The organism is Streptococcus gingivalis (genome assembly GCF_035544715.1).
Classification (GTDB): Bacteria; Bacillota; Bacilli; order Lactobacillales; family Streptococcaceae; genus Streptococcus; species Streptococcus gingivalis.
This window is the reverse complement of sequence record NZ_JAYKTO010000001.1, coordinates 942,589-967,677: the sequence shown is the minus strand read 5'-3', so window position 1 is coordinate 967,677 and position 25,089 is coordinate 942,589. Positions and strand designations below refer to the sequence as shown.

The window sequence follows — 25,089 nt, the reverse complement described above, 5'->3', positions numbered from 1 at the left end:
ATGACAAAATTAATTTTTATGGGAACGCCTGATTTTTCAGCGACGGTTTTAAAGGGATTGTTAGCAGATTCGCGCTATGAAATTTTGGCAGTTGTGACTCAACCAGACCGCAAAGTAGGTCGCAAAAAAGAGATTCGAATGACCCCGGTGAAGCAGGTAGCTTTGGAATATCAACTACCGGTTCTTCAGCCGGAGAAATTATCGGGTAGTCCAGAAATGGAAACTCTCTTATCACTGGATGCAGATGGAATTGTGACCGCTGCTTTTGGACAATTTTTACCGACAAAATTGTTGGAGAACTTTCAGTTTGCGGTGAATGTCCACGCGTCTTTATTACCTAAATATAGAGGTGGAGCTCCCATTCACTATGCCCTGATCAATGGTGACGAAGAAGCTGGGGTTACAATTATGGAAATGGTCAAGGAAATGGATGCCGGAGACATGATTGCAGCTCGTTCTCTCCCAATTTTAGATGAGGACAATGTGGGAACTTTGTTTGAAAAATTGGCAGTCCTTGGACGTGACTTACTCCTAGATACTTTGCCAGCTTACCTGGCAGGGGAGATCAAGCCATGTCCACAAGATCCAAGTTTGGTCACATTTTCACCGAATATTTTACCGGAAGAAGAGGTTTTGGACTGGACAAAAACCAATCGCCAAGTCTTTAACCAGATTCGGGGAATGAATCCTTGGCCGGTCGCTCATACGTTATTAAATGGTCAACGCTTAAAAGTCTATGAAGCTGAACTATGCGAAGGAAATGGAAATCCAGGAGAAGTGATTGCTTTGACCAAAAAAGAGTTGCTGGTCGCTGCAGGAGAAGGCGCATTGTCCCTTAAAGTTGTGCAGCCAGCAGGAAAACCAAAAATGTCCATCACAGACTTTTTGAATGGCGCTGGCCGTCAATTGAAAGTAGGAGATCACTTTGGAAGTTAAACAAATGAATGCGCGTGAACAGATCGTTCGAGTATTAGAAGAGGTTTTTGAACAGGGGGCTTATTCTAATATTGCACTAAATCAAGCGCTAGAACACTCTCAACTTTCAGATAAAGATAGAAGCTTTGTTACGGAAGTTGTATACGGTACTGTAGCACGGAAGATAACACTCGAGTGGTATCTCGCCCACGTAATTGAAGACCGGACGAAATTAGATCCTTGGCTCTATTATCTTTTGATGATGAGTTTGTATCAACTTGTCTATTTAGACCGCATTCCCGATCATGCCATCGTCAATGAAGCTGTCCGGATAGCAAAACGTCGTAAAGAAGGCAGTGAGAAGTTTGTCAATGCTATTCTTAGAAAGCTCCTCCGCGAGGGACTACCAGCTATTGATACGATCAAGCGAAAGAACAAACGTTATTCGGTAGAGTATTCCCTACCTGTATGGTTGGTCAAAGCATTGATCGAAGAATACGGTGAGGAACGTGCTTGCGCTATTTTTAAGAGTCTCTATCAGCGTAATAAATCCAGTATTCGTGTGATTGATCTAGACGAAAAAGAAGAGTTGGCTCAGCTACTCGAAGCAACCTCCTCTCTACTTGCTCCGTCCGCTCTCGTGAAAGAACAGGGACATTTTGCAGCGCATTCCTTGTTCAAAGAAGGGCGCATTACTATTCAAGACGAGTCCAGTCAATTGGTGGCACCGGCTTTGGATTTGCAAGGAGATGAGTGGGTTTTAGATGCCTGTGCGGCGCCAGGTGGAAAGACGACTCACCTGGCTTCTTATCTCACAACTGGGAAAGTCACAGCCTTGGATCTCTATGACCATAAGCTCAAATTGATTCAAGAAAATGCTAATCGGCTCCATGTTGCGGACAAAATTTTGACAAAGAAGTTAGATGCGACAAAAGTCTTTGAAACATTTGGACCTGATGCTTTCGATAAAATTTTGGTGGATGCGCCTTGTTCAGGGATTGGTTTGATCCGGAGAAAGCCTGATATCAAGTACAATAAAGAGAGTGCAGATTTTGTATCTTTACAAGCTATTCAATTGGCCATTCTGGATAGTGTTTGTCAAAGTGTGCGTAAAGGTGGTATAATAGTGTACAGTACGTGTACAATTATGGGTAAAGAGAATTTTGAAGTGGTGGACCAATTTTTGAAAAACCATCCAAATTTCGAACAAGTCCCATTGGATCACGAAAGAAAAGATATTCTTAAAAATGATTGTATCCTTATTACACCCGAATTATATGGAAGCGACGGCTTCTTTATCAGTCGTTTTAAGAGAATCTCATAATATCAGGAGGAAACTGACAGTATGGATATGACGATCTTAACCGATGTAGGTCAAAGACGGACAAATAACCAAGACTATGCAAATCAATATAAAAACAAGGCAGGAAAATCTATGGTTTTACTTGCTGATGGTATGGGAGGACACCGTGCCGGAAATATTGCTAGTGAAATGGCAGTCACAGATCTAGGTGCGGCTTGGGTTTCTTCTGAGATCGAGACGGTTAATCAAGTACGGGAATGGTTTGCAGAACATTTAGAAGCTGTGAACCGTCGGATCCATTTAGCTGGGCAAGATGATGAGCACAAAGGAATGGGAACTACACTGGAAGCTTTGGCTTTTGTAGAAGGACAAGTGATTTATGCCCATGTTGGAGATTCGCGGATTGGCCTCATTCGTCAGGGCGAATACCAGCAGTTGACCAGTGATCATTCTCTTGTAAATGCTCTTTTGCGAGCAGGTCAAATCACAGAGGAAGAAGCAGCCCATCATCCTCAACGTAACATCATCACTCAGTCCATTGGCCAAAAAGATGAGTTGGAGCCGGATTATGGTTTGGTGACGGTTGAAGCAGATGATTATATTTTGATCAATAGTGACGGTTTAACTAATATGATTGGCCCGGATGAAATCAGAGATATTGTCTTGAGTGATGTTTCACTGGAAGAAAAAGCTCAAACCTTGATTCGTTTTGCCAATAATGCTGGAGGCTTGGATAATATCACTGTTGTACTGCTCCACTTTACTGAGGAGGACGCAGCATGATTCAAATCGGCAAAATTTTTGCCGGGCGATATAAAATCATCCAACAAATTGGACGCGGCGGGATGGCAGATGTTTATCTTGCGCGTGATTTGATTTTAGATGGGGAAGAAGTTGCAGTCAAGGTACTGCGTACGAATTACCAGACGGATCCCATTGCAGTTGCGCGTTTTCAGCGTGAAGCAAAGGCGATGGCAGAGCTGGACCATCCAAATATCGTTCGGATTACAGATATTGGCGAAGAAGAAGGACAACAATACCTTGCAATGGAATATGTTGCAGGTTTAGACTTGAAACGCTATATCAAAGAAAATGCTCCTTTATCAAATGAAGAAGCTGTTCGTTTGATGGGGCAGATCCTTCTAGCTATGCGTCTTGCCCATACGCGTGGCATTATCCATAGAGATTTAAAACCACAGAATGTCCTCTTGACACCAGATGGAACAGCAAAAGTTTCAGACTTTGGGATTGCAGTGGCCTTTGCAGAGACTAGTTTGACCCAGACCAACTCGATGTTGGGGTCGGTTCATTATTTGTCCCCTGAGCAGGCGCGTGGTTCAAAAGCTACGGTGCAAAGTGACATCTACGCTATGGGAATCATTTTCTATGAGATGTTGACAGGACACATTCCTTATGATGGAGATAGTGCAGTCACAATTGCTTTGCAGCATTTTCAAAAGCCACTCCCATCTATTCGTGAAGAAAATAAGAATGTTCCACAAGCTTTAGAAAATGTAGTGATCAAAGCGACAGCTAAAAAACTGACGGATCGCTATAAATCAGTGGCAGAGATGTATGTGGATCTTTCAAGTTGCTTGTCCTATGAGAGAAGAAATGAGAAAAAACTGGTTTTTGAAGACCAAGCGAAAGCTGATACAAAGACTCTTCCAAAAGTGAGTCCAACTCCAAAAACGGCTCCTGTTCCAATCTCTGAGGTACGCAGTGAAATCAGTTCGGTAGATCCTAATCGACCATTATCTGACCAGCAGACCATGGCACCAAGTAAAAAGCCAAGAAGACGCTTGCGGGCGCGCTACAAGGTCTTGTTTGTTGCCATTGCCCTAGTTCTTGCTGCCTTTACTTTCTTGTTGTATATGAGCCCAGCCAATAAAACCGTTCCAGATGTTTCCGGCAAAACCATTGCCGAAGCTAGAGCGGTTATTGAGGGACAAGACCTTCAAGTCGGTGAAGAGAAAGAAGAGTACAGTGATTCGGTTGCAGAAGGCTATGTCATTCGAACCAATCCAAATGCAGGGGCCCAAAAGAAAGAACAAAGTCGAATTGATTTGATTGTTTCAAAAGGACCAAACAGCTTTGAAATGCCAAATTACGTGGGTGAAACACGGGCAAAAGCAGAAGAAGATTTGAAAAATACTTATAAAGTATCAAGCAAAATGATCACGATTGAAGAAGTTGAGACCTTCGATTATGCTGCAGGGACAGTTCTTGAACAAACTCCAGCTCCAGGAGAGCAATATTCTCTGAATTCAAAAACTAAGATTGTTTTGAAAGTAGCGAAAGAAACGACTTCAATTGAAATGCCAAACTATGTTGGATCAACTTATGATTTTGCTAGAAGTAATTTGATTGAGATCTATGGTATTAAAGAAGCCAATATCGAATTAAGAAAAACAGAACATCTCCCTGATGGAGTATCTGTTTCTGCAGGTCAAATTGTCAGTCAAACTCCAGAAGTTTCGAGTACGGTGGATATTAACCGAACACGAATTGTTTTGACTGTATATGAGCCTAAAGTGACAGCTTCTTCAAGTACGAAAGCCTCATCAAGTTCTGATACATCTAGTTCATCCTCTGGTGAACGATCAGATACAGAAAGTTCAAGCAGTAGTGCAACTAGTGGAGATTAATAAATCAGTCTAAGACTCAGATGGATTTCTGGGTCTTTTTGATTGTCTGCTATTATCCAACCACAGACGGAAGTCAAATGAGGAAAAATTTGATAAAATAGGAAAAGATGAGGTAGACTATGTGGAAAATACAAATTTTTATTTTCGTTGAAGCCGTTTTGTTAACATTAGCAGCGATCACCATTTTATCAATCGATTTTTCCAGATTTGTTGTCTTGATGGTTCTCTTTTTGCTCCTTTTGTATTACTATTTTGGCAAACAAAAAGCGAATTTTCTATTAATCGCGCTGAGTGTGCTATTGTTTTTTATCGTGATGCTGAATCCTTTTGTGATTGCAGCCATTTTATTTGCGGTGGTTTATGGTTTATTGATTGCTTACCCTTATATGTATAAGGAAAATAAAGCCGTTGTGTTTGATGTTGAAGAGGATACGAAAATTCGTCAGGAAAAAACTCGATGGATTGGTGATTTACAACATTTTTCAAAGCAAAGTCGAGGGTATCGAGATCTGAATGTAATCCGAGTTTTTGGAAATGACACCCTCCATTTAGAGGAGGTAGCCATTTGCAATTGGGACAATGTAGTGATCATTCGGAAAGGGTTTGGAAATACAAAAATTATCTTACCGATTGATTTGGAATTGCATTTACAAATTAACACCCTGTATGGAGATCTGAAGTTTTTAGATCTTCCTGTCCGTAAAATGAGGAATGAAACCATAGACATTGAAACGGCACATTATCGGAGATCGCACCGTTCTATAAAAATTGTGTTAGTTGGTATTGTTGGGGATGTTGAGGTGATTCGCGCATGAAGAAATTAGACTATCTCCTATTGTATTTCTATTCCCTAATGGTGGTTGCGGTCATTTGTCATACCATTTTCCATTTTGTTGGTTTTCAGTGGGGCAAACTTCTCTCAGATCTTTCCTTGCTTCAATCATTCCTATTTTTGGTTTTTAGTCTGACGCTTGCATTAACAGCTTTGGTTATCTTAATTATCAAAATCACGCAATTTGTAACGGTCCATGCAGTACAACAAAAGGTAGAATCTATCTTGACTGCTTCACAGCGAAAAGAAATTGCCCCTAAAGAATTGAATCAACAGTTAGATTTATTGGACAGCAAATTGCTTCGACTAGAAGAAAATTTACAAAAAAGTGAAAATCGTGTGATGCGAAATGAAGAAGAAATTGTGGAAATCGAGCGTAAGAGAATTGCGCGTGATCTACATGACACGGTTAGTCAAGAATTGTTTGCAGCCAATATGATTTTATCTGGAGTGGCAGCACAGGCCCTTGAGTTAGAGAAAAGTCAGATCCAGCAGCAACTAAATGGTGTGTCAGATATTCTAGGTACAGCCCAAAATGATTTACGCGTCTTGCTCCTACATCTTCGTCCTACAGAATTGGAAGGAAAAAGTTTGGTAGAAGGTATGGAGATGATTTTTAGAGAATTGAAGGAAAAGAGTAACCTAACAGTTGTCTTCCATCATAATGACGTGAGCATTCCAAAAGAAATGGAAGAACATCTATTTCGAATCGTCCAAGAAATTGTCAGCAATACCTTAAAACACGCTAGAGCTCAACAAATGGATGTCTATTTGCATCAGGAAGGAAAACAACTTCATTTACGGATGGTAGATGATGGAATCGGCTTTGAGCAGGAAAAATTGGAACGATTGAGTTATGGGTTGAAAAATATTCAAGAACGTGTAGAAGACATGGCGGGAACCATTAAAATAAGAACGAGTCCTCAAAAGGGAGTGGCTGTAGATATTCGCGTTCCCCTCCTTGTAAAAGATAAAAATGAAAAGGAAACTGTATGAAAGTATTATTAGTAGATGATCATGAAATGGTCCGATTGGGATTGAAAAGCTTTTTGTCCATGCAAACCGATATTGAGCAAGTCTTAGAGGCACAAAATGGGCAAGAAGGGGTGGACTTGGCGTTGAAAGAAAGACCAGACGTCATCATCATGGATATTGTGATGCCAGAGCTAAATGGAATCGATGCGACTCTAGCCATCCTAAAAGAGTGGCCGGAAGCAAAAATTGTCATTTTGACGTCTTATTTAGATAACGAAAAGATTTACCCTGTCTTAGATGCCGGTGCAAAAGGGTATATTTTAAAGACCTCGTCAGCAACTGAGATCTTACAGGCTGTCCGGAAGGTTGCAAAGGGAGAATTTGCAATTGAGACAGAAGTTAGTCAAAAAGTTGAGTCACGAAAGAACCATGCTGAATTGCATGATGATTTGACAGCTAGAGAACGAGATATTCTGGCTTTATTGACGAAAGGATATGAAAATCAGCGAATAGCAGATGAACTCTTCATTTCTTTAAAAACAGTGAAGACCCATGTCTCCAACATCTTATCGAAATTAGAAGTCAGTGATCGGACGCAAGCAGTCGTCTATGCCTTTCGACACCATCTGGTGAATCAAGAAGATTTTTAAAAGGAAACATGCTATAATAGAGCGTGATCATAAGGGGGAGACAAGTGGACGCAAAATTACGTTATAAAGCCAAAAAAGTTAGAATCGTCTTTTTTGATATTGATGATACATTACGTGCAAAAGAAACTGGATTGATCCCAGAATCTGTCAAAGAAGTCTTTCATCAGTTGAAAGAAAAAGGAATTCGAACAGGGATTGCAACCGGTAGAGGGATTTTTGGGGTTGTTCCTGAAATCATGGACTTAAAGCCTGATTTTCTAGTAACCTTAAACGGTGCCTATATAGAAGATACAAAAGGAACTGTGATCTACCAATCACCAATCAATGAAGCAATCGTTTCTTCTTTTGTAGATTGGGCCAAAAAATCCGAGATTGATTATGGGTTAGTGGCTAGTCATCAAGCTGCCCTGTCTAATCGGACACCCTTGATCAGTGATGCTATTGACATCATTTATCCCAACTTACCTGTAGATCCAGATCTGCATCTGAAAGAACCTATTTTCCAAATGTGGACCTTTGATGAACAGGATAGTGAGCTAGAGTTGCCCCCTTCTTTGCAAGAGGATTTGCGCCTAGTTTCGTGGCATCCCCATTCGTCAGATGTTGTTCGCTTTGAAGCTTCAAAAGCTTCAGGAGTTTCTCATCTTGTAAATCATTTGGGCTTGAAGCCAGAGAATGTTTTAGTATTTGGGGATGGATTAAATGATCTAGAACTGTTTGATTATGCTGGAATTAGTATCGCAATGGGAAAATCTGCTCCAGAGTTACAAGAAAAAGCTGATTATATCACTAAGAATTTAGAAGAAGATGGCATATTCTATGCCTTAGAGGAGTTAAATATGGTTGAAAAAGAATTGACATTACCACAGTTAGAACTTGCTACGGTTGACGGTCCTGTCGCTGTGATCAAAACCAATCACGGTGAGATGAACATTCAATTGTTCCCGGATCAAGCGCCAAAAACAGTTGCAAACTTTGTAGCTCTTGCTAAATCCGGCTATTATGATGGTGTCATTTTCCACCGGATTATTAAAGATTTTATGATCCAAGGGGGAGATCCAACAGGCACAGGTATGGGTGGTGAATCCATCTATGGGGAGAGCTTCGAAGACGAGTTTTCAAAAGAATTGTACAATATTCGCGGAGCCCTTTCAATGGCAAATGCTGGACCAAACACAAATGGCAGCCAATTCTTTATTGTACAAAATCAACATCTCCCATATTCGAAAAAGGAATTGGTCCGCGGTGGCTGGCCTGAAGAAATTGCTGAAATCTATACGACAGAAGGAGGAACTCCTCACCTAGATCAACGCCATACCGTATTTGGACAATTGATGGATGAAGCTTCTTTTGCTGTGTTGGATGAGATTGCGGCTGTTGAGACAGGTATGATGGATAAGCCAGTAGAAGATGTCGTGATTCAAACCATCGAAATTGAGGACTAAAATGAAAATTGGAGATAAGTTAGAAGGAACCATCACAGGCATTCAACCTTATGGAGCCTTTGTTGAACTAGAGTCGGGTGTCACAGGCTTGATTCATATCTCAGAGATTCGAAGTGGCTATGTAAGTAATATTCATGATATTCTTTCGATTGGAGAGAAAGTCTTTGTCCAAGTCATCGATGTTGATGAATATTCTAAGAAAGCCAGTCTTTCTTTGAGAACCTTAGAAGAAACGCCGCAACGAAGTATTCGACACCATCGTTTTTCAAATGACCGCAACAAAAGTGGTTTTGCTCCCTTAGCTCAACAGATGCCAACCTGGGTCAAAGAAGGAAAAGCATTCTTTAGCAAACAAGAAAAAAAATAAAAACTTCGATAGGTTGATGAAACCTACCGAAGTTTTTTGGTATAGTGAGTTATTCAAATTCGTAAAGAGTAGTGGAAAGGTAACGTTCCCCATTATCTGGTGCAAGGGCAAGAACTTTTTTACCGCTACCTAATTCTTTTGCGACTTCAATAGCAGCATAGATAGCAGCTGCGCTTGAGATACCGACTAAGAATCCTTCAGTTCCACCGATAGCGCGTGCAAGTTCGAAAGCTTCTTCTGAAGATACGCGACGAACACCATCATATGCATTAGTGTCTAAAGTATTTGGGATAAAACCAGCTGAAATCCCTTGGATTTTATGTGGTCCAGGTTTTTCGCCAGAAAGGACTGCGGATTCATTGGCCTCAACGGCATAGACTTTGACAGCAGGATTATTCTTTTTCAAAGTATGAGAAATACCAGAAACAGTACCACCAGTACCAACACCTGCGACAAAAGCATCTAAACCATCTTTTCCAAAGGCATCAACGATTTCTTGTCCTGTTGTTCTTTCATGTACCTCTGGGTTAGCAGGGTTTTCAAATTGAAGAGGAAGGAAGCCATTTCTTTCTGCAGCGATTGCTTCAGCTTTAGCGATAGCGCCTTTCATTCCTTCACTTCCAGGAGTCAAAACGAGTTCAGCTCCATAGGCTTGGATGATTTTACGACGTTCCACACTCATGGTTTCAGGCATGACAATCACAACTTTGTAGCCTTTAGCTGCGCCGACCCATGACAAGCCAATCCCTGTGTTCCCACTAGTTGCTTCGACAATGGTATCACCTGGTTTGATCAAGCCATCCGCTTCAGCTTTTTCAATCATGCTCAAAGCAATCCGGTCTTTAACAGATGATCCAGGATTGAAGGCTTCGAGTTTGACATAGACATCTGCAGCTCCTTCAGGAACAAGACGGTTCAATTTGACAATCGGAGTGTTCCCAATCAATTCTGTAATATTTTCATAAATAGCCATAATATACCTCAGTTCTAGGTTTTCTTGATACTAACAAGTATAGTCTCTTGCGAGAAGAATGTAAAATATAGAAATTTTATGGGTGTGATAAAAAAAAACTATCGTTGCCGATAGTATTTTAATTATTTTTCTACAGAAAGTAGGGGTACTTCAACCTCACGAATTCCTTGGTCCTCAATAATGACTTTGCCATTGTAAAATTCGACTAAAGCTGCTGTGATAGAACTTGTGTTTTCTTTATCTACAAAAATAGTTGTCATCACCTGATCTGTGAACATCGGATCTTGTTCTGCCAATTGATGGTCTTTTAAGAAATTAGCAAACTCTTGGTATTGGGAATAAGAAAGTGTGATCCCAAGAATCACTTGCTCTTTGATTTCTACCAGTCCAATTTCTCGAACTGCTTGTGCAACACTTCCAGCATAAGCACGAATCAGACCGCCAGCGCCTAATTTAATACCTCCGAAATAGCGGGTAACCACGACACAACTATTAGTGATGCGATGATTCTCCAAAACTCCTAACATCGGTACCCCAGCGGTTCCACTAGGCTCTCCATCGTCACTGGTCCGTTTGATGTCACTTTGTTCCCCAATGATGAAAGCAGAGCAGTTATGTGTAGCCTTATAGTGTTCCTTTTTGATGGCATTGATAAAATCTCTAGCTTCCTCTTCAGAGGAGACTCGCTTGACATGACAAATGAATTTTGATTTTTTGATTTCTTCTTGAACAGTGCCGTTCTCTTTAAATGTAACATATTCCATATTCTTATTTTACAAAAAAAGAATGATTTTCTCCAACTTTTGCGAATTAATAAGTATGAAGATAGAAGAATCTTATGGAAGACTCTTAACGGAGAGTCAAATGACAAATGATTTAAAAGAAATTGCCCAAGAACTTCCCGCTATAGAAAAACAGAATGGAAGGTACCAATGCTTTCGATGTGGCAGTTTGATTGATCAAAAACTGTGGAAGTTGAGTGAAGAGGTACTGTATTGTAGAGCCTGTATCCAATTGGGGAGGATCCGGAGTGATCAAAAACTTTATACTATTGCACAGCAAGACTTTGAAGGACAGGAGGTGTTAAACTGGAAGGGAACCTTGACTTCCTATCAACAAGAGGTATCCGAAGGTCTCATCCAAGCAGTTAAGGCGGGAAAACATGCCTTGGTACATGCTGTGACAGGAGCTGGAAAAACGGAAATGATGTATCAGGTTGTAGCAACAGCGATCAAGGCAGGAAAAGCAGTCTGTATTGCCACCCCAAGAATCGATGTCTGTATCGAACTGTACGGAAGGATGAAGGAAGATTTTTCCTGCCCCATCTCTTTACTTCATGGAGAATCGGAACCCTATTTTAGAACACCCTTGGTGATCGCTACAACCCATCAATTGCTAAAGTTTTATCAGGCCTTTGATCTCCTTATTATAGATGAAGTAGATGCGTTTCCCTATGTGGACAATCCAATCTTATATAAAGCAACTCAGAATGCAATAAAAAAAGAGGGAAATACCCTATATTTAACAGCAACCTCTACAGATGAGTTAGATAAAAAGGTCAAGAAAAAAGAAATCATTCGTTATAGTCTTCCAAGAAGATTTCATGGGAACCCACTAGTGGTCCCTGAAATAAAATGGGTGCCGAAAATTAGAGAAAAAATAGAAAAAGGAAGAATCCCTTACCAACTATTGCAACTGATCAAGAAACAAAGACAGACTCACTACCCATTGTTAATCTTTGTATCTGAAATAGAATTAGGACAACAATTCACTGAGAACTTAAAAAAATACTTTCCAAAAGAAACAGTAGGTTTTGTATCCTCTCAGACACAGGATCGCTTGAGAATTGTAGAAGAATTTAGAAATAAAGAAAAAACAATACTAGTCTCAACTACCATTCTAGAAAGAGGAGTGACCTTTCCGCTTGTAGATGTTTTTGTTTTAGAAAGCAATCACAAATTATTTACTAAAAGTGCTCTCGTACAAATTTCAGGAAGGGTCGGTCGAAGTAAAGAAAGACCAACAGGTAAACTACTTTTTCTATCAGATAGCATAACACGAGAAATGAAGAAAGCGATCAAAGAAATAAAGGAAATGAATCAGGAGGCTGGATTTTGAAAGAATGTTTGCTTTGTACTAAAGAGTTGAAAACTGGTGAACATTTCACAGACCTTATTTTTATGAATCAACAAGAAGAATGGATTTGTAAAGAATGCAAAGAAGACTTCGAACAAATTGGCGAAATCCATTGTCCTAGATGTTATAAAGATAAGGAGGAGAAAGTATGTAAAGATTGCGAATACTGGATACAAAAGGGGAATATGGTCGAACATGAAGCATTATATAGATATAATACAGCAATGAAGGACTATTTCAAGCGATATAAATTTGAAGGCGATCGTTTATTAGGAATGGTATTTGCAAGTGACCTCAAAAAAGCCTTGAAAAAGTATAAAAGCTATACGATAATACCGACTCCAATCAGCCATGAAAAAAGGCAGGAAAGAGGATTCAATCAAGTATCGACTATACTAGATTTTGCAGAGATAAAGTACAGCAGTGTCTTCCAAAAAGAAGACACTTTAGCCCAATCAAAAAAAACAAGAGAAGAAAGATTAAAAACCTCTCAGCACTTTCAATTAAAAGGAGAAATTTCAGGAAAGCAGAAATATCTAATCTTCGATGATATCTACACAACGGGCAAAACAATCGAATTAATGAAGCGCCTACTAATTGAAAAAGGTGTGAAAGAAATAAAGACATTTTCAATCGCAAGGTAAAAAAAGATTTGCAAAAACTTTATGAAAGCGTTATAATATACATATAAATAAAAACATAATGTTTAGAAAGTAGGTACTAATATGATTAAATATAGTATCCGTGGTGAAAACCTAGAAGTAACAGAAGCCATTCGCGACTATGTCGTTTCTAAACTCGAAAAGATTGAAAAATATTTTCAGGCAGATCAAGAGCTAGACGCTCGAGTAAACTTAAAAGTTTACCGTGAAAAGACCGCAAAAGTAGAAGTGACCATTCCGCTTGGATCTATCACACTTCGTGCAGAAGATGTCTCTCAAGATATGTACGGTTCAATTGATCTGGTTGTGGATAAAATTGAACGTCAAATTCGTAAGAATAAAACAAAAATCGAAAAGAAAAATCGTATTAAATCTGGTGCGGGTAAATTGTTTACCGATGCAGTTGTAGAAGAAGCAGCAACCACAGAAAAAGTTGTTCGCTCAAAAACAATTGATCTAGAACCAATGGATTTAGATGAAGCGATCCTTCAAATGGATCTATTAGCACACGATTTCTTCATTTATCGTGATGCAGAGGATAACACAACAAATGTGATCTACCGTAGAGAAGATGGAGACATCGGTCTATTGGAAGTAAAAGAATAGAGATCAAAAAAGAGATCGAAAACATCAATTAATTATAGAGGAATCAGGAGCATTTATGCTCCTGATTTTTTTATATAAACCAAAAAAGTAAAAAAACTTTCAAAAAAATAAAATTTTTTGGAAAAAAGTGTTGACAGTAAGGAGAGGTCATGATATACTAATATAGTTGTCGCGCGAGAGCGACAAAGACCTTTGAAAACTGAACAAGACGAACCAATGTGCAGGGCGCTATAACGAAAGTTATAGTAACTGAACAATAAAAAAACAATAAATCTGTCAGTGACAGAATGAGTTTAAGACAAACAATTATTTTAAAGAGAGTTTGATCCTGGCTCAGGATGAACGCTGGCGGCGTGCCTAATACATGCAAGTAGAACGCTGAAGCTTGGTGCTTGCACCGAGCGGATGAGTTGCGAACGGGTGAGTAACGCGTAGGTAACCTGCCTCTTAGCGGGGGATAACTATTGGAAACGATAGCTAATACCGCATAAAAGACGATATCGCATGATATTGATTTGAAAGGTGCAAATGCATCACTAAGAGATGGACCTGCGTTGTATTAGCTAGTTGGTGAGGTAACGGCTCACCAAGGCAACGATACATAGCCGACCTGAGAGGGTGATCGGCCACACTGGGACTGAGACACGGCCCAGACTCCTACGGGAGGCAGCAGTAGGGAATCTTCGGCAATGGGGGCAACCCTGACCGAGCAACGCCGCGTGAGTGAAGAAGGTTTTCGGATCGTAAAGCTCTGTTGTAAGAGAAGAACGAGTGTGAGAGTGGAAAGTTCACACTGTGACGGTAACTTACCAGAAAGGGACGGCTAACTACGTGCCAGCAGCCGCGGTAATACGTAGGTCCCGAGCGTTATCCGGATTTATTGGGCGTAAAGCGAGCGCAGGCGGTTAGATAAGTCTGAAGTTAAAGGCTGTGGCTTAACCATAGTACGCTTTGGAAACTGTTTAACTTGAGTGCAGAAGGGGAGAGTGGAATTCCATGTGTAGCGGTGAAATGCGTAGATATATGGAGGAACACCGGTGGCGAAAGCGGCTCTCTGGTCTGTAACTGACGCTGAGGCTCGAAAGCGTGGGGAGCAAACAGGATTAGATACCCTGGTAGTCCACGCCGTAAACGATGAGTGCTAGGTGTTGGGTCCTTTCCGGGACTCAGTGCCGCAGCTAACGCATTAAGCACTCCGCCTGGGGAGTACGACCGCAAGGTTGAAACTCAAAGGAATTGACGGGGGCCCGCACAAGCGGTGGAGCATGTGGTTTAATTCGAAGCAACGCGAAGAACCTTACCAGGTCTTGACATCCCTCTGACCGCTCTAGAGATAGAGTTTTCCTTCGGGACAGAGGTGACAGGTGGTGCATGGTTGTCGTCAGCTCGTGTCGTGAGATGTTGGGTTAAGTCCCGCAACGAGCGCAACCCCTATTGTTAGTTGCCATCATTCAGTTGGGCACTCTAGCGAGACTGCCGGTAATAAACCGGAGGAAGGTGGGGATGACGTCAAATCATCATGCCCCTTATGACCTGGGCTACACACGTGCTACAATGGCTGGTACAACGAGTCGCGAGTCGGTGACGGCAAGCTAATCTCTTAAAGCCAGTCTCAGTTCGGATTGTAGGCTGCAACTCGCCTACATGAAGTCGGAATCGCTAGTAATCGCGGATCAGCACGCCGCGGTGAATACGTTCCCGGGCCTTGTACACACCGCCCGTCACACCACGAGAGTTTGTAACACCCGAAGTCGGTGAGGTAACCTTTTAGGAGCCAGCCGCCTAAGGTGGGATAGATGATTGGGGTGAAGTCGTAACAAGGTAGCCGTATCGGAAGGTGCGGCTGGATCACCTCCTTTCTAAGGAAATGGAAACCTGTACGTTGGTCTTGTTTAGTTTTGAGAGGTCTTGTGGGGCCTTAGCTCAGCTGGGAGAGCGCCTGCTTTGCACGCAGGAGGTCAGCGGTTCGATCCCGCTAGGCTCCATTAACACTGTAAGGGTGTTAAGATTGAACATTGAAAATTGAATATCTATATCAAATAGTAACAAGAAAATAAACCGAAACGCTGTAAATATTTAAAGAGTTTAGGTCGTAAGACCAAAAATAAGGTTAAGTTAATAAGGGCGCACGGTGGATGCCTTGGCACTAGAAGCCGAAGAAGGACGTGACAAACGACGAAATGCTTTGGGGAGCTGTAAGTAAGCGACGATCCAGAGATGTCCGAATGGGGGAACCCACTAGCTAATGGCTAGTACTCCTATCTGTTAAGGATAGGTAGAGGAAGACGCAGTGAACTGAAACATCTAAGTAGCTGTAGGAAGAGAAAGCAAAAGCGATTGCCTGAGTAGCGGCGAGCGAAACGGCAGGAGGGCAAACCGAAGAGTTTACTCTTCGGGGTTGTAGGACTGCAATGTGGACTTAAAGAGTATAGAAGAATGACATGGGAAGGTCAGCCAAAGAGAGTAAGAGCCTCGTATTCGAAATAGTCTTTATACCTAGCAGTATCCTGAGTACGGCGGGACACGAGAAATCCCGTCGGAATCTGGGAGGACCATCTCCCAACCCTAAATACTCTCTAGTGACCGATAGTGAACCAGTACCGTGAGGGAAAGGTGAAAAGCACCCCGGGAGGGGAGTGAAATAGAACCTGAAACCGTGTGCCTACAACAAGTTCGAGCCCGTTAATGGGTGAGAGCGTGCCTTTTGTAGAATGAACCGGCGAGTTACGATATGATGCGAGGTTAAGTTGAAGAGACGGAGCCGCAGGGAAACCGAGTCTGAATAGGGCGCTTTAGTATTATGTCGTAGACCCGAAACCATGTGACCTACCCATGAGCAGGTTGAAGGTGAGGTAAAACTCACTGGAGGACCGAACCAGGGCACGTTGAAAAGTGCTTGGATGACTTGTGGGTAGCGGAGAAATTCCAAACGAACTTGGAGATAGCTGGTTCTCTCCGAAATAGCTTTAGGGCTAGCGTCGACATTAGAGATTCTTGGAGGTAGAGCACTGTTTGGGTGAGGGGTCCATCCCGGATTACCAATCTCAGATAAACTCCGAATGCCAATGAATTATGGTCGGCAGTCAGACTGCGAGTGCTAAGATCCGTAGTCGAAAGGGAAACAGCCCAGACCACCAGCTAAGGTCCCAAAATAATTGTTAAGTGGAAAAGGATGTGGGGTTGCACAGACAACTAGGATGTTAGCTTAGAAGCAGCTATTCATTCAAAGAGTGCGTAATAGCTCACTAGTCGAGTGACCCTGCGCCGAAAATGTACCGGGGCTAAAACAATTTACCGAAGCTGTGGATACCTTTATAGGTATGGTAGGAGAGCGTTCTATGTGTGGAGAAGGTGTACCGTGAGGAGCGCTGGAACGCATAGAAGTGAGAATGCCGGTATGAGTAGCGAAAGACAGGTGAGAATCCTGTCCACCGTAAGACTAAGGTTTCCAGGGGAAGGCTCGTCCGCCCTGGGTTAGTCGGGACCTAAGGAGAGACCGAAAGGTGTATCCGATGGACAACAGGTTGATATTCCTGTACTAGAGTATGTAGTGAAGGAGGGACGCAGTAGGCTAACTAAAGCGTGCGACTGGAAGTGCACGTCTAAGCAGTGAGGTGTGAATTGAGTTAAATGCTTAATTCTATAACATTGAGCTGTGATGGGGAGCGAAGTTTAGTAGCGAAGTTAGTGACGTCACACTGCCAAGAAAAGCTTCTAGCGTTTAAACATACTCTACCCGTACCGCAAACCGACACAGGTAGTCGAGGCGAGTAGCCTCAGGTGAGCGAGAGAACTCTCGTTAAGGAACTCGGCAAAATGACCCCGTAACTTCGGGAGAAGGGGTGCTGGCTTTCAGTCAGCCGCAGTGAATAGGCCCAAGCAACTGTTTATCAAAAACACAGCTCTCTGCTAAATCGTAAGATGATGTATAGGGGGTGACGCCTGCCCGGTGCTGGAAGGTTAAGAGGAGTGCTTAGCGGTAACGCGAAGGTATGAATTGAAGCCCCAGTAAACGGCGGCCGTAACTATAACGGTCCTAAGGTAGCGAAATTCCTTGTCGGGTAAGTTCCGACCCGCACGAAAGGCGTAATGATTTGGGCACTGTCTCAACGAGAGACTCGGTGAAATTTTAGTACCTGTGAAGATGCAGGTTACCCGCGACAGGACGGAAAGACCCCATGGAGCTTTACTGCAGTTTGATATTGAGTGTCTGTGCCACATGTACAGGATAGGTAGGAGCCATTGAGATCGGGACGCCAGTTTCGATGGAGGCGTTGTTGGGATACTACCCTTGTGTTATGGCCACTCTAACCCGGTAGGTTCATCATCTACGGAGACAGTGTCTGACGGGCAGTTTGACTGGGGCGGTCGCCTCCTAAAAGGTAACGGAGGCGCCCAAAGGTTCCCTCAGAATGGTTGGAAATCATTCGCAGAGTGTAAAGGTATAAGGGAGCTTGACTGCGAGAGCTACAACTCGAGCAGGGACGAAAGTCGGGCTTAGTGATCCGGTGGTTCCGTATGGAAGGGCCATCGCTCAACGGATAAAAGCTACCCTGGGGATAACAGGCTTATCTCCCCCAAGAGTTCACATCGACGGGGAGGTTTGGCACCTCGATGTCGGCTCGTCGCATCCTGGGGCTGTAGTCGGTCCCAAGGGTTGGGCTGTTCGCCCATTAAAGCGGCACGCGAGCTGGGTTCAGAACGTCGTGAGACAGTTCGGTCCCTATCCGTCGCGGGCGTAGGAAATTTGAGAGGATCTGCTCCTAGTACGAGAGGACCAGAGTGGACTTACCGCTGGTGTACCAGTTGTCTCGCCAGAGGCATCGCTGGGTAGCTATGTAGGGAAGGGATAAACGCTGAAAGCATCTAAGTGTGAAACCCACCTCAAGATGAGATTTCCCATAACTATATGTTAGTAAGAGCCCTGAGAGAAGATCAGGTAGATAGGTTAGGAGTGGAAGTTGTGTGAGCAATGGAGCGGACTAATACTAATAGCTCGAGGACTTATCCAAAGAGTCAGAAGATATTGACAACGTGAGTTTAACTTGTTAGAATATAGATATTCAATTTTGAATGTTTAAGCATTCAGAGTTAAGTGACGATAGCCTAGGAGATACACCTGTACCCATGCCGAACACAGCAGTTAAGCCCTAGAACGCCGGAAGTAGTTGGGGGTTGCCCCCTGTGAGATAAGGTAGTCGCTTAGCAAGAGATTGAGCCTAGTTAATTCTAGGCTCATTTGGGAGTTTAGCTTAGTTGGAATCGAGAGGTATTCGAGATTCCAATCGGCGGATAAGAGAAACGTAGTTTCTCACCGTTGGCTGAGTTAAACGACCATCTGGGAGTTTAGCTCAGCTGGGAGAGCATCTGCCTTACAAGCAGAGGGTCAGCGGTTCGATCCCGTTAACTCCCATAGGTCCCGTAGTGTAGCGGTTATCACGTCGCCCTGTCACGGCGAAGATCGCGGGTTCGATTCCCGTCGGGACCGTTAAGATAATGAAAATTATTTTAAGACTCGTTAGCTCAGTTGGTAGAGCAATTGACTTTTAATCAATGGGTCACTGGTTCGAGCCCAGTACGGGTCATATTTTGCGGGTTTGGCGGAATTGGCAGACGCACCAGATTTAGGATCTGGCGCTTTACGGCGTGGGGGTTCAAGTCCCTTAACCCGCATAGAAGAATAATAATGAGCCGGCTTAGCTCAGTTGGTAGAGCATCTGATTTGTAATCAGAGGGTCGCGTGTTCAAGTCATGTAGCCGGCATTTTTTTATATAAAGAAAGTGATGCGAACGTAGTTCAGTGGTAGAACACCACCTTGCCAAGGTGGGGGTCGCGGGTTCGAATCCCGTCGTTCGCTTGAGGAGGCCGGGGTGGCGGAACTGGCAGACGCACAGGACTTAAAATCCTGCGATTGGTAACGATCGTACCGGTTCGATTCCGGTCCTCGGCATAGACAAAGGTTGAAAGAAGCACCCTTAGCTCAACTGGATAGAGTACCTGACTACGAATCAGGCGGTTAGAGGTTCGACTCCTCTAGGGTGCATGGTCGTGAGACTATGTAAGAATAGAATAAGAAAGAGCACCCTTAGCTCAACTGGATAGAGTACCTGACTACGAATCAGGCGGTTAGAGGTTCGACTCCTCTAGGGTGCATAAAGCGGTAGCTTTAGATCGGGAAGTAGCTCAGCTTGGTAGAGTACTTGGTTTGGGACCAAGGTGTCGCAGGTTCGAATCCTGTCTTCCCGATAGTGTATTGAAAAAGTCTAATGATTGTCATTAGGCTTTTTTTGTAGGTGATTATCTTATTGGATTACAAGAAAAAAGAGCTTTCGCTCTTTCCAACTTTATTTATTTCGCAGTTCAACATAACGGTTATACCAAATTTTGATATATTCCTCAGAAAAGGGACCTTTGTTTTGGTTTATCCAATCTACTAGAACCTTAACATTTTCCTTTAAAATAAAATCGATGTCATCTGAATAGTGCATTTTTTCTTTATGCTGCTCGTATTCTTCCACATCTAACAATTTTTTTTCACCATTGGTAAAGACCTTGACATCGAGATCATAGTCGATATATTTTAAGGCTTCTTGGTCAATGTGAAATGGACTTGCTAGGTTACAGTAGTAAGACACACCATTGTCACGGATCATGGCGATGATGTTAAACCAATATTTTTTATGGAAATATACGATCGCTGGTTCACGTGTAATCCAACGTCTACCATCACTTTCAGTAACAAGTGTATGATCATTTACTCCAATAATTGCATTTTCGGTTATCTTTAATACCATGGTGTCACGCCATGTTCGGTGTAAACTGCCATCATGTTTATAACTTTGAATTGTAATAAAGTCGCCTTCTTTAGGTAGTTTCATAACTTACCAACTTTCTACAATCTAAGTATATCCTCTATATTGTATCATATTTTTTCAAATTTTTTCTTATTTTTCTATTATATTTCCAAATTGATTGTTTAAGATAGAATTATTCATCTAAGAAGTCCCTGATGGCTGATTTTATATCAGAATAGTCGTGGCCTTTTCTGGCCAGTGCTTGAGTCAAGCGTTGTTTGAGGTCATAGCCTTCATATTTTTTACTGTATTTACGGTATTGTTTTTCTAACTCTTTTAGAACGAGCTCATTGGTTGTTTTTTCATCTGCTTCTAGTTCAAGATTTTGGAATGCTATCTTTGCATGGTTGTAAGCAAAGCCTTTTGAAATGAGTGCTTGGATGATTTTCGTTTCAATGGCTTTTAACGGATATTTACCTTGGTATTTTTTTAGGAGTTTTATTGCGGTACGGTCGATCACTTCTGAAAAATCATAGTCTGTAAGTATTTCTTGAAGGATAGATTTTGGGATCCCTTTTTGTTGAATTTTTTGTTGTAATAAGAGAGGGCCCTTATCGCCACTGAGAAGGTTGGCCTCTATCAAGTTTCTTGCATATTGACGATCATCTAACCACTTGTCTTCTTTTAGGGCTTGGATGACTTGTGGTATGATTTTCTCATCAATCTCATGTTTAACTAAATAGTCTCTGACTTCTTTTTCAGTACGGGCCTTGAAGGATAAGTGGTAGAGCGCCAAGTTTTTTCCGTAGGAAAATTGTGCAAAGGTTTGAATTTCTGTAAACTCTTGAGGACTAATTTCCTTATCCTTGGTCAACATAAAGTGAACAATGGTATCCTCTGTAATATAGCAGGTTTGGTCGCTATCAAGTTCTAGCAGGTAGAGACGTTTTTTCTTTTCTAGTTTTGTGATTTTCATGGTTTTCCTTTTATCCAAACGCTTCAAAGGCAGCAACGAGTCGAAGTTTATTTATATCGACCTGTTCTCTCCCATAATAGTCAAGAAATAGTTCAGCGTATTTCGGGTCATGTAGGTTATAGTTGAGGGACCAAACTGCCCAAAAGAGATCGATATGTCGGTCACTGAAATCAGCTAAGCCAAGGTCAATAAAGCAAGAGAAGTGGTCAGCATCTTTTAGAATAAGGTTCGGTAGACAGGCATCCCCGTGAATAAAGGCATCTGTCTTTAAAAGGTGCCCTTGTTCTCGAATGAGCTGGAAGGCCTCTTCACGACTGCTAATCCGGAATTGGGGTAGGAGAGCCTTGGCATAGAACTCACCTTTTTCATAGTTTTTTAAGGCTCTGTCTTTATAGGCCTGTAAATGATTTTCTGATGGAAAATTTTGCGGATAAAAGCTGTGAAGTTTTTTAAGAGCTTCGGCCATGGTTCGGCAGATTTTTTCTGGCTGGTCTAAAAAAGCGAGAGTATCATGACCAATAGCCTCTTTAGTCAGGAGGTAGTCTTTATCTGTAGATAGATAGTGGATGACTGGAGTTCCTATTCCCTCTTGTTCAAACAAACTTGCAATTCTAGCTTCTCGCTCTAATCTTCCCTTTTGATCTATTTTCAAATAGTAACCTGAATCAAGATAGAGAACCGTTGCGCCTGAATGAGAAGAGCTGTCAGAAAGAGTTGTTCCCTCTATATAAGTTCGTAATTGCTCAGGAAAATCCAATGGGGAAAAATGAGATATCTTTGTATTCATGGTTTTATTGTAACATATTCTTAAACATTGAGAAACTACGTGGTATAATAGACTTATGAGTCTTAAAGTTAAACAAAAAATTCCATTAAAAATCAAGCGTATGGGGATTAACGGAGAAGGAATTGGCTTTTATAAAAAAACACTTGTCTTTGTGCCTGGTGCTTTGAAGGGAGAAGATATCTTCTGCCAAATTACAAGTGTCAAGAAAAATTTTGCGGAAGCCAAACTCCTATCTGTGAATAAGGCCTCTAAGTTTCGTGTGACGCCCATGTGTGATATCTATGAGACCTGTGGTGGCTGTCAAATCATGCATTTGAAGTATGACAAGCAGCTGGAGTTTAAGACAGATTTATTGCAACAGGCCTTGAAGAAGTTCTCACCTGAAGGATTTGAACAGTATGATATTCGGCCGACAATTGGAATGCAGGAGCCTCTTTACTATCGGGCAAAATTGCAATTTCAAACAAGGAAATTCAAGGGCCAGGTGAAGGCGGGGCTTTATGCTCAAAATTCACATTATTTGGTGGAATTAAAAGATTGTTTGGTTCAAGATCCGGTTATTCAAGCTATCGCTAACGATCTAGCGGATTTATTGACCTATTATCAGATTCCGATTGCTGATGAGCGTAAAGAACTGGGGGTCAAAACCATGATGGTTCGACGGGCGCGGAAGTCTGGTCAAGTTCAGATCATTGTGGTCACTAGTCGTCAGATTAACGTAAAGAATTTGGTGGAAGACTTGGTCACGAAACATCCTGAGATTGTCACAGTTGCCGTTAATAAAAATACGTCTCGCTCCAGTGAGATTTATGGGGAACAAACGCAGATTATTTGGGGAGAAGAGGCTATTTTGGAAGGTGTTTTGGATTACGAATTCTCCCTTTCTCCTCGAGCCTTTTACCAGTTGAATCCGGAACAAACTGAGGTATTGTATAGTGAGGCTGTTAAGGCTCTAGATGTTTCTCCAGAAGATCACCTGATTGATGCCTACTGTGGGGTTGGAACGATTGGGTTTGCTTTTGCTAATAGAGTGAAAAGTGTTCGGGGGATGGATATTATTCCTGAAGCAATTGAAGATGCCAAATACAATGCTAAGCGGATGGGATTTGAGAATACCCACTATGAGGCTGGTACAGCAGAAGAGATCATTCCTCGCTGGTACCAAGAAGGCTATCGGGCTAATGCTGTGATCGTGGATCCACCTCGTACGGGCTTGGGTACAAAATTAATCGAGACCTTGTTGCACTATGCACCTGAAAAGATGGTCTATGTCTCTTGTAATGTCTCTACTTTGGCACGGGATTTAGTGGCTTTGACAAAGGTTTATCAGGTTGAATACATTCAATCAGTGGACATGTTCCCCCATACTGCAAGGACAGAAGCAGTTGTGAAATTAGTGAAGAAGTGAAAATGAACAGAATGAGTGAAGGAAATAGGAAAATGGACAATGTTATTGATGTATCGATTCCAGTGGCTCAAGTCATTGATCAACATCCGGAAGTATTGGATTTGTTGGTGGAGTTGGGCTTTAAACCCTTAGCCAATCCTATCATGCGCAATACAGTTGGGCGCAAGGTTTCTTTGAAACAAGGATCAAAATTAGAAGGTACTCCTATGGAGAAGATTGTGCGAACACTAGAGGCTAATGGCTATGAAGTAGTGGGGCTAGACCAATGAGTGATGAACGAATTCACGTCTTAAGAGATATCTTATTAGAGCTTCATCATGGAGCTTCCCCTGAATCGGTTCAGGAACGGTTTGATGCGACTTTTGCAGGGGTGTCTGCGATTGAGATCTCTCTTATGGAGCATGAACTGATGAATTCAGATGCAGGTGTGACTTTTGAAGATGTTATGGAGCTTTGTGATGTCCATGCCAATCTCTTTAAGAATGCGGTTCAAGGGGTCGAAGTAGCAGATACCGACCACCCTGGCCATCCTGTTCAAATCTTTAAACAGGAGAACTTAGCCCTTCGTGCGGCTATGATGCGGGTACGTCGTTTGCTAGACAATTATGAGACAACCGATGATCCTGAGATGATTCAGGAAATTCATAAGGGCTTGTTACGTCAGCTGGGCTTGGTGGGTCAATTTGACCGGCATTACCGACGCAAGGAAGAGTTGATGTTTCCGATTATGGAAAAATATGGGCATGATTCCCCACCAAAAGTGATGTGGGGAGTAGATGACCAGATTCGGGACCTCTTTGCGAAAGTTTTGGACACTGCCAAGGAACTGCCGAATTCTGGCATCTTAGAAGTCAAAGAGCTCTTTGAAGCCTTTGCGCAAGAGTTTGAGGCCATGATCTTCAAGGAAGAGTCGATCCTCTTGATGATTTTGCTGGAGGCCTTTACTCAGGATGACTGGCTCTCCATTGCAGAAGAAAGTGATGCCTATGGTTATGCCATTATTCTCCCAAGTGAGAAATGGGTGCCGAAACGTGTTGACTTCAAGGAGGAAGCTTCGAAAGAGTCAGAGGGTTCAACTGAGCTTCCTTCTTCAAAAGGCGATGAGCAACGTCAGGTCATTGAGACTCCTGAGGGGCAGTTGACGATTACCTTCACGCCTAAGAAAAAAGAAGAGAGCTTCGATCGCAAGCAGCCACAGGCTTTTGGCCATGGCTTTCTATCGGTGGAGCAAGCGAATTTAATCTTGAACCAGTTACCAATGGAGATCACCTTTGTCAATAAGGATGATATTTTCCAATATTACAATGATGCTGCGCCTTTTGAGGAAATGATTTTTAAGAGGACGCCATCGCAGGTAGGACGCAATGTTGAGCTGTGTCACCCACCGAAATATTTGGAGAAGGTCAAAGCCATCATGCAAGGGCTTCGTGAAGGGAAAAAAGACAAGTATGAAATGTGGTTCAAATCAGAATCGCGTGGGAAATTTGTCCATGTCACCTATGCAGCCGTGCGTGATGAAGCTGGAGAGTTTCAAGGAGTCTTGGAATATGTTCAGGACATTCAACCTTATCGGGAGATCGATACGGATTTTTATAGAGGAATGGAGTAAAG

Annotated in this window: 20 protein-coding genes, 11 tRNA genes and 3 rRNA genes; 29 read left to right on the top strand and 5 right to left on the bottom strand. The window is 42.2% G+C overall.

What is annotated here, in order from left to right:
• From fmt to SM122_RS04755, 9 genes are all read left to right on the top strand, one after another.
• Positions 1-936, top strand: a complete 936-nt coding sequence (fmt, locus tag SM122_RS04795) for a methionyl-tRNA formyltransferase (protein ID WP_324737844.1) — start codon at positions 1-3, stop codon at positions 934-936.
• Positions 926-2,239, top strand: coding sequence for a 16S rRNA (cytosine(967)-C(5))-methyltransferase RsmB (gene rsmB, locus SM122_RS04790; RefSeq protein ID WP_049473351.1), 1,314 nt, complete (start codon positions 926-928; stop codon positions 2,237-2,239). Before fmt ends, rsmB begins: the two co-directional genes overlap by 11 nt.
• A 21-nt stretch (positions 2,240-2,260) precedes the next feature.
• The gene (locus tag SM122_RS04785) at positions 2,261-3,001 is read left to right on the top strand and encodes a Stp1/IreP family PP2C-type Ser/Thr phosphatase (RefSeq protein WP_049474471.1); all 741 of its coding nucleotides are present in this window, start codon (positions 2,261-2,263) and stop codon (positions 2,999-3,001) included.
• Positions 2,998-4,866, top strand: coding sequence for a Stk1 family PASTA domain-containing Ser/Thr kinase (gene pknB / locus SM122_RS04780; protein ID WP_049473349.1), 1,869 nt, complete (start codon positions 2,998-3,000; stop codon positions 4,864-4,866). Before SM122_RS04785 ends, pknB begins: the two co-directional genes overlap by 4 nt.
• A gap of 119 nt (positions 4,867-4,985) precedes the next feature.
• Positions 4,986-5,681, top strand: coding sequence for a cell wall-active antibiotics response protein LiaF (gene liaF, locus SM122_RS04775; protein ID WP_049483467.1), 696 nt, complete (start codon positions 4,986-4,988; stop codon positions 5,679-5,681).
• The gene (locus tag SM122_RS04770; RefSeq protein WP_195529693.1) at positions 5,678-6,694 is read left to right on the top strand and encodes an envelope stress sensor histidine kinase LiaS; all 1,017 of its coding nucleotides are present in this window, start codon (positions 5,678-5,680) and stop codon (positions 6,692-6,694) included. Before liaF ends, SM122_RS04770 begins: the two co-directional genes overlap by 4 nt.
• Positions 6,691-7,323 carry a response regulator transcription factor gene (locus SM122_RS04765; protein ID WP_049473347.1) on the top strand — a complete coding sequence of 211 codons (633 nt, stop codon included), beginning with the start codon at positions 6,691-6,693 and terminating at the stop codon, positions 7,321-7,323. The genes SM122_RS04770 and SM122_RS04765 overlap by 4 nt, the downstream gene beginning before the upstream one ends.
• Before the next feature lie 44 nt (positions 7,324-7,367).
• Positions 7,368-8,768, top strand: coding sequence for a bifunctional Cof-type HAD-IIB family hydrolase/peptidylprolyl isomerase (locus tag SM122_RS04760; RefSeq protein WP_324737843.1), 1,401 nt, complete (start codon positions 7,368-7,370; stop codon positions 8,766-8,768).
• Position 8,769: 1 nt separating this feature from the next.
• The gene (locus tag SM122_RS04755; RefSeq protein WP_049496180.1) at positions 8,770-9,135 is read left to right on the top strand and encodes a S1 RNA-binding domain-containing protein; all 366 of its coding nucleotides are present in this window, start codon (positions 8,770-8,772) and stop codon (positions 9,133-9,135) included.
• A 49-nt stretch (positions 9,136-9,184) separates the two neighbouring features.
• Here the strand turns inward: SM122_RS04755 and cysK are convergent, their stop codons facing one another.
• On the bottom strand, positions 9,185-10,108 hold the full coding sequence (gene cysK, locus SM122_RS04750) for a cysteine synthase A (protein WP_223141298.1): 924 nt from the start codon (positions 10,106-10,108) through the stop codon (positions 9,185-9,187).
• A gap of 122 nt (positions 10,109-10,230) precedes the next feature.
• On the bottom strand, positions 10,231-10,872 hold the full coding sequence (locus tag SM122_RS04745; RefSeq protein ID WP_070589936.1) for a YigZ family protein: 642 nt from the start codon (positions 10,870-10,872) through the stop codon (positions 10,231-10,233).
• Positions 10,873-10,927: 55 nt separating this feature from the next.
• Here SM122_RS04745 and SM122_RS04740 point away from each other — a divergent pair, with 55 nt between their 5' ends.
• The 17 genes from SM122_RS04740 to SM122_RS04660 all read left to right on the top strand — a co-directional run bounded on the left by SM122_RS04740 (position 10,928) and on the right by SM122_RS04660 (position 19,759).
• Entirely contained in the window at positions 10,928-12,226 is a 1,299-nt protein-coding gene (locus SM122_RS04740; RefSeq protein ID WP_324737842.1) for a DEAD/DEAH box helicase, read from the top strand.
• On the top strand, positions 12,223-12,888 hold the full coding sequence (locus tag SM122_RS04735) for a ComF family protein (protein WP_151191408.1): 666 nt from the start codon (positions 12,223-12,225) through the stop codon (positions 12,886-12,888). The genes SM122_RS04740 and SM122_RS04735 overlap by 4 nt, the downstream gene beginning before the upstream one ends.
• A gap of 81 nt (positions 12,889-12,969) precedes the next feature.
• A complete protein-coding gene (hpf, locus tag SM122_RS04730; protein ID WP_003010301.1) occupies positions 12,970-13,512 on the top strand; it encodes a ribosome hibernation-promoting factor, HPF/YfiA family in 543 nt (180 codons plus the stop codon).
• A 310-nt stretch (positions 13,513-13,822) separates the two neighbouring features.
• Positions 13,823-15,371 (top strand): 16S ribosomal RNA (locus SM122_RS04725).
• A gap of 53 nt (positions 15,372-15,424) precedes the next feature.
• Positions 15,425-15,497: transfer RNA gene (locus tag SM122_RS04720), tRNA-Ala, on the top strand.
• A gap of 123 nt (positions 15,498-15,620) precedes the next feature.
• A 23S ribosomal RNA gene (locus tag SM122_RS04715) occupies positions 15,621-18,524 on the top strand.
• A 79-nt stretch (positions 18,525-18,603) separates the two neighbouring features.
• A 5S ribosomal RNA gene (gene rrf, locus SM122_RS04710) occupies positions 18,604-18,719 on the top strand.
• Together the 16S, 23S and 5S rRNA genes with 11 tRNA genes alongside form the textbook arrangement of a ribosomal RNA operon.
• A gap of 133 nt (positions 18,720-18,852) precedes the next feature.
• Positions 18,853-18,925 (top strand) — tRNA-Val (locus SM122_RS04705).
• A 2-nt stretch (positions 18,926-18,927) separates the two neighbouring features.
• Positions 18,928-19,000 (top strand) — tRNA-Asp (locus SM122_RS04700).
• Between the two features lie 24 nt (positions 19,001-19,024).
• Positions 19,025-19,097, top strand: a tRNA-Lys gene (locus SM122_RS04695).
• Between the two features lie 6 nt (positions 19,098-19,103).
• Positions 19,104-19,185 (top strand) — tRNA-Leu (locus SM122_RS04690).
• 17 nt (positions 19,186-19,202) lie between these two features.
• A tRNA-Thr gene (locus SM122_RS04685) sits at positions 19,203-19,275 on the top strand.
• A 23-nt stretch (positions 19,276-19,298) separates the two neighbouring features.
• A tRNA-Gly gene (locus tag SM122_RS04680) sits at positions 19,299-19,370 on the top strand.
• 7 nt (positions 19,371-19,377) lie between these two features.
• Positions 19,378-19,463: transfer RNA gene (locus tag SM122_RS04675), tRNA-Leu, on the top strand.
• 19 nt (positions 19,464-19,482) lie between these two features.
• Positions 19,483-19,556, top strand: a tRNA-Arg gene (locus SM122_RS04670).
• 36 nt (positions 19,557-19,592) lie between these two features.
• A tRNA-Arg gene (locus tag SM122_RS04665) sits at positions 19,593-19,666 on the top strand.
• A 19-nt stretch (positions 19,667-19,685) separates the two neighbouring features.
• Positions 19,686-19,759, top strand: a tRNA-Pro gene (locus tag SM122_RS04660).
• A 98-nt stretch (positions 19,760-19,857) separates the two neighbouring features.
• Here the strand turns inward: SM122_RS04660 and ntdP are convergent.
• From ntdP to SM122_RS04645, 3 genes are all read right to left on the bottom strand, one after another.
• Positions 19,858-20,391: a nucleoside tri-diphosphate phosphatase gene (ntdP, locus tag SM122_RS04655; RefSeq protein WP_003005798.1), complete on the bottom strand. Its 534-nt coding sequence runs from the start codon at positions 20,389-20,391 to the stop codon at positions 19,858-19,860.
• A 109-nt stretch (positions 20,392-20,500) separates the two neighbouring features.
• The gene (recX, locus tag SM122_RS04650; protein WP_155168774.1) at positions 20,501-21,283 is read right to left on the bottom strand and encodes a recombination regulator RecX; all 783 of its coding nucleotides are present in this window, start codon (positions 21,281-21,283) and stop codon (positions 20,501-20,503) included.
• A gap of 10 nt (positions 21,284-21,293) precedes the next feature.
• On the bottom strand, positions 21,294-22,070 hold the full coding sequence (locus tag SM122_RS04645) for an aminoglycoside 3'-phosphotransferase (protein WP_049485509.1): 777 nt from the start codon (positions 22,068-22,070) through the stop codon (positions 21,294-21,296).
• Positions 22,071-22,125: 55 nt separating this feature from the next.
• On the opposite strand from SM122_RS04645, the gene rlmD reads away from it, so the two are divergent.
• From rlmD to SM122_RS04630, 3 genes are read left to right on the top strand one after another with little or no spacing between them, the layout of a single operon-like run.
• The gene (gene rlmD, locus SM122_RS04640) at positions 22,126-23,478 is read left to right on the top strand and encodes a 23S rRNA (uracil(1939)-C(5))-methyltransferase RlmD (RefSeq protein ID WP_049485510.1); all 1,353 of its coding nucleotides are present in this window, start codon (positions 22,126-22,128) and stop codon (positions 23,476-23,478) included.
• Positions 23,479-23,510: 32 nt separating this feature from the next.
• Positions 23,511-23,747: a DUF1858 domain-containing protein gene (locus SM122_RS04635; RefSeq protein WP_003014300.1), complete on the top strand. Its 237-nt coding sequence runs from the start codon at positions 23,511-23,513 to the stop codon at positions 23,745-23,747.
• Positions 23,744-25,087 carry a DUF438 domain-containing protein gene (locus tag SM122_RS04630; protein WP_155168776.1) on the top strand — a complete coding sequence of 448 codons (1,344 nt, stop codon included), beginning with the start codon at positions 23,744-23,746 and terminating at the stop codon, positions 25,085-25,087. Before SM122_RS04635 ends, SM122_RS04630 begins: the two co-directional genes overlap by 4 nt.
• Positions 25,088-25,089 lie beyond the last annotated feature (2 nt).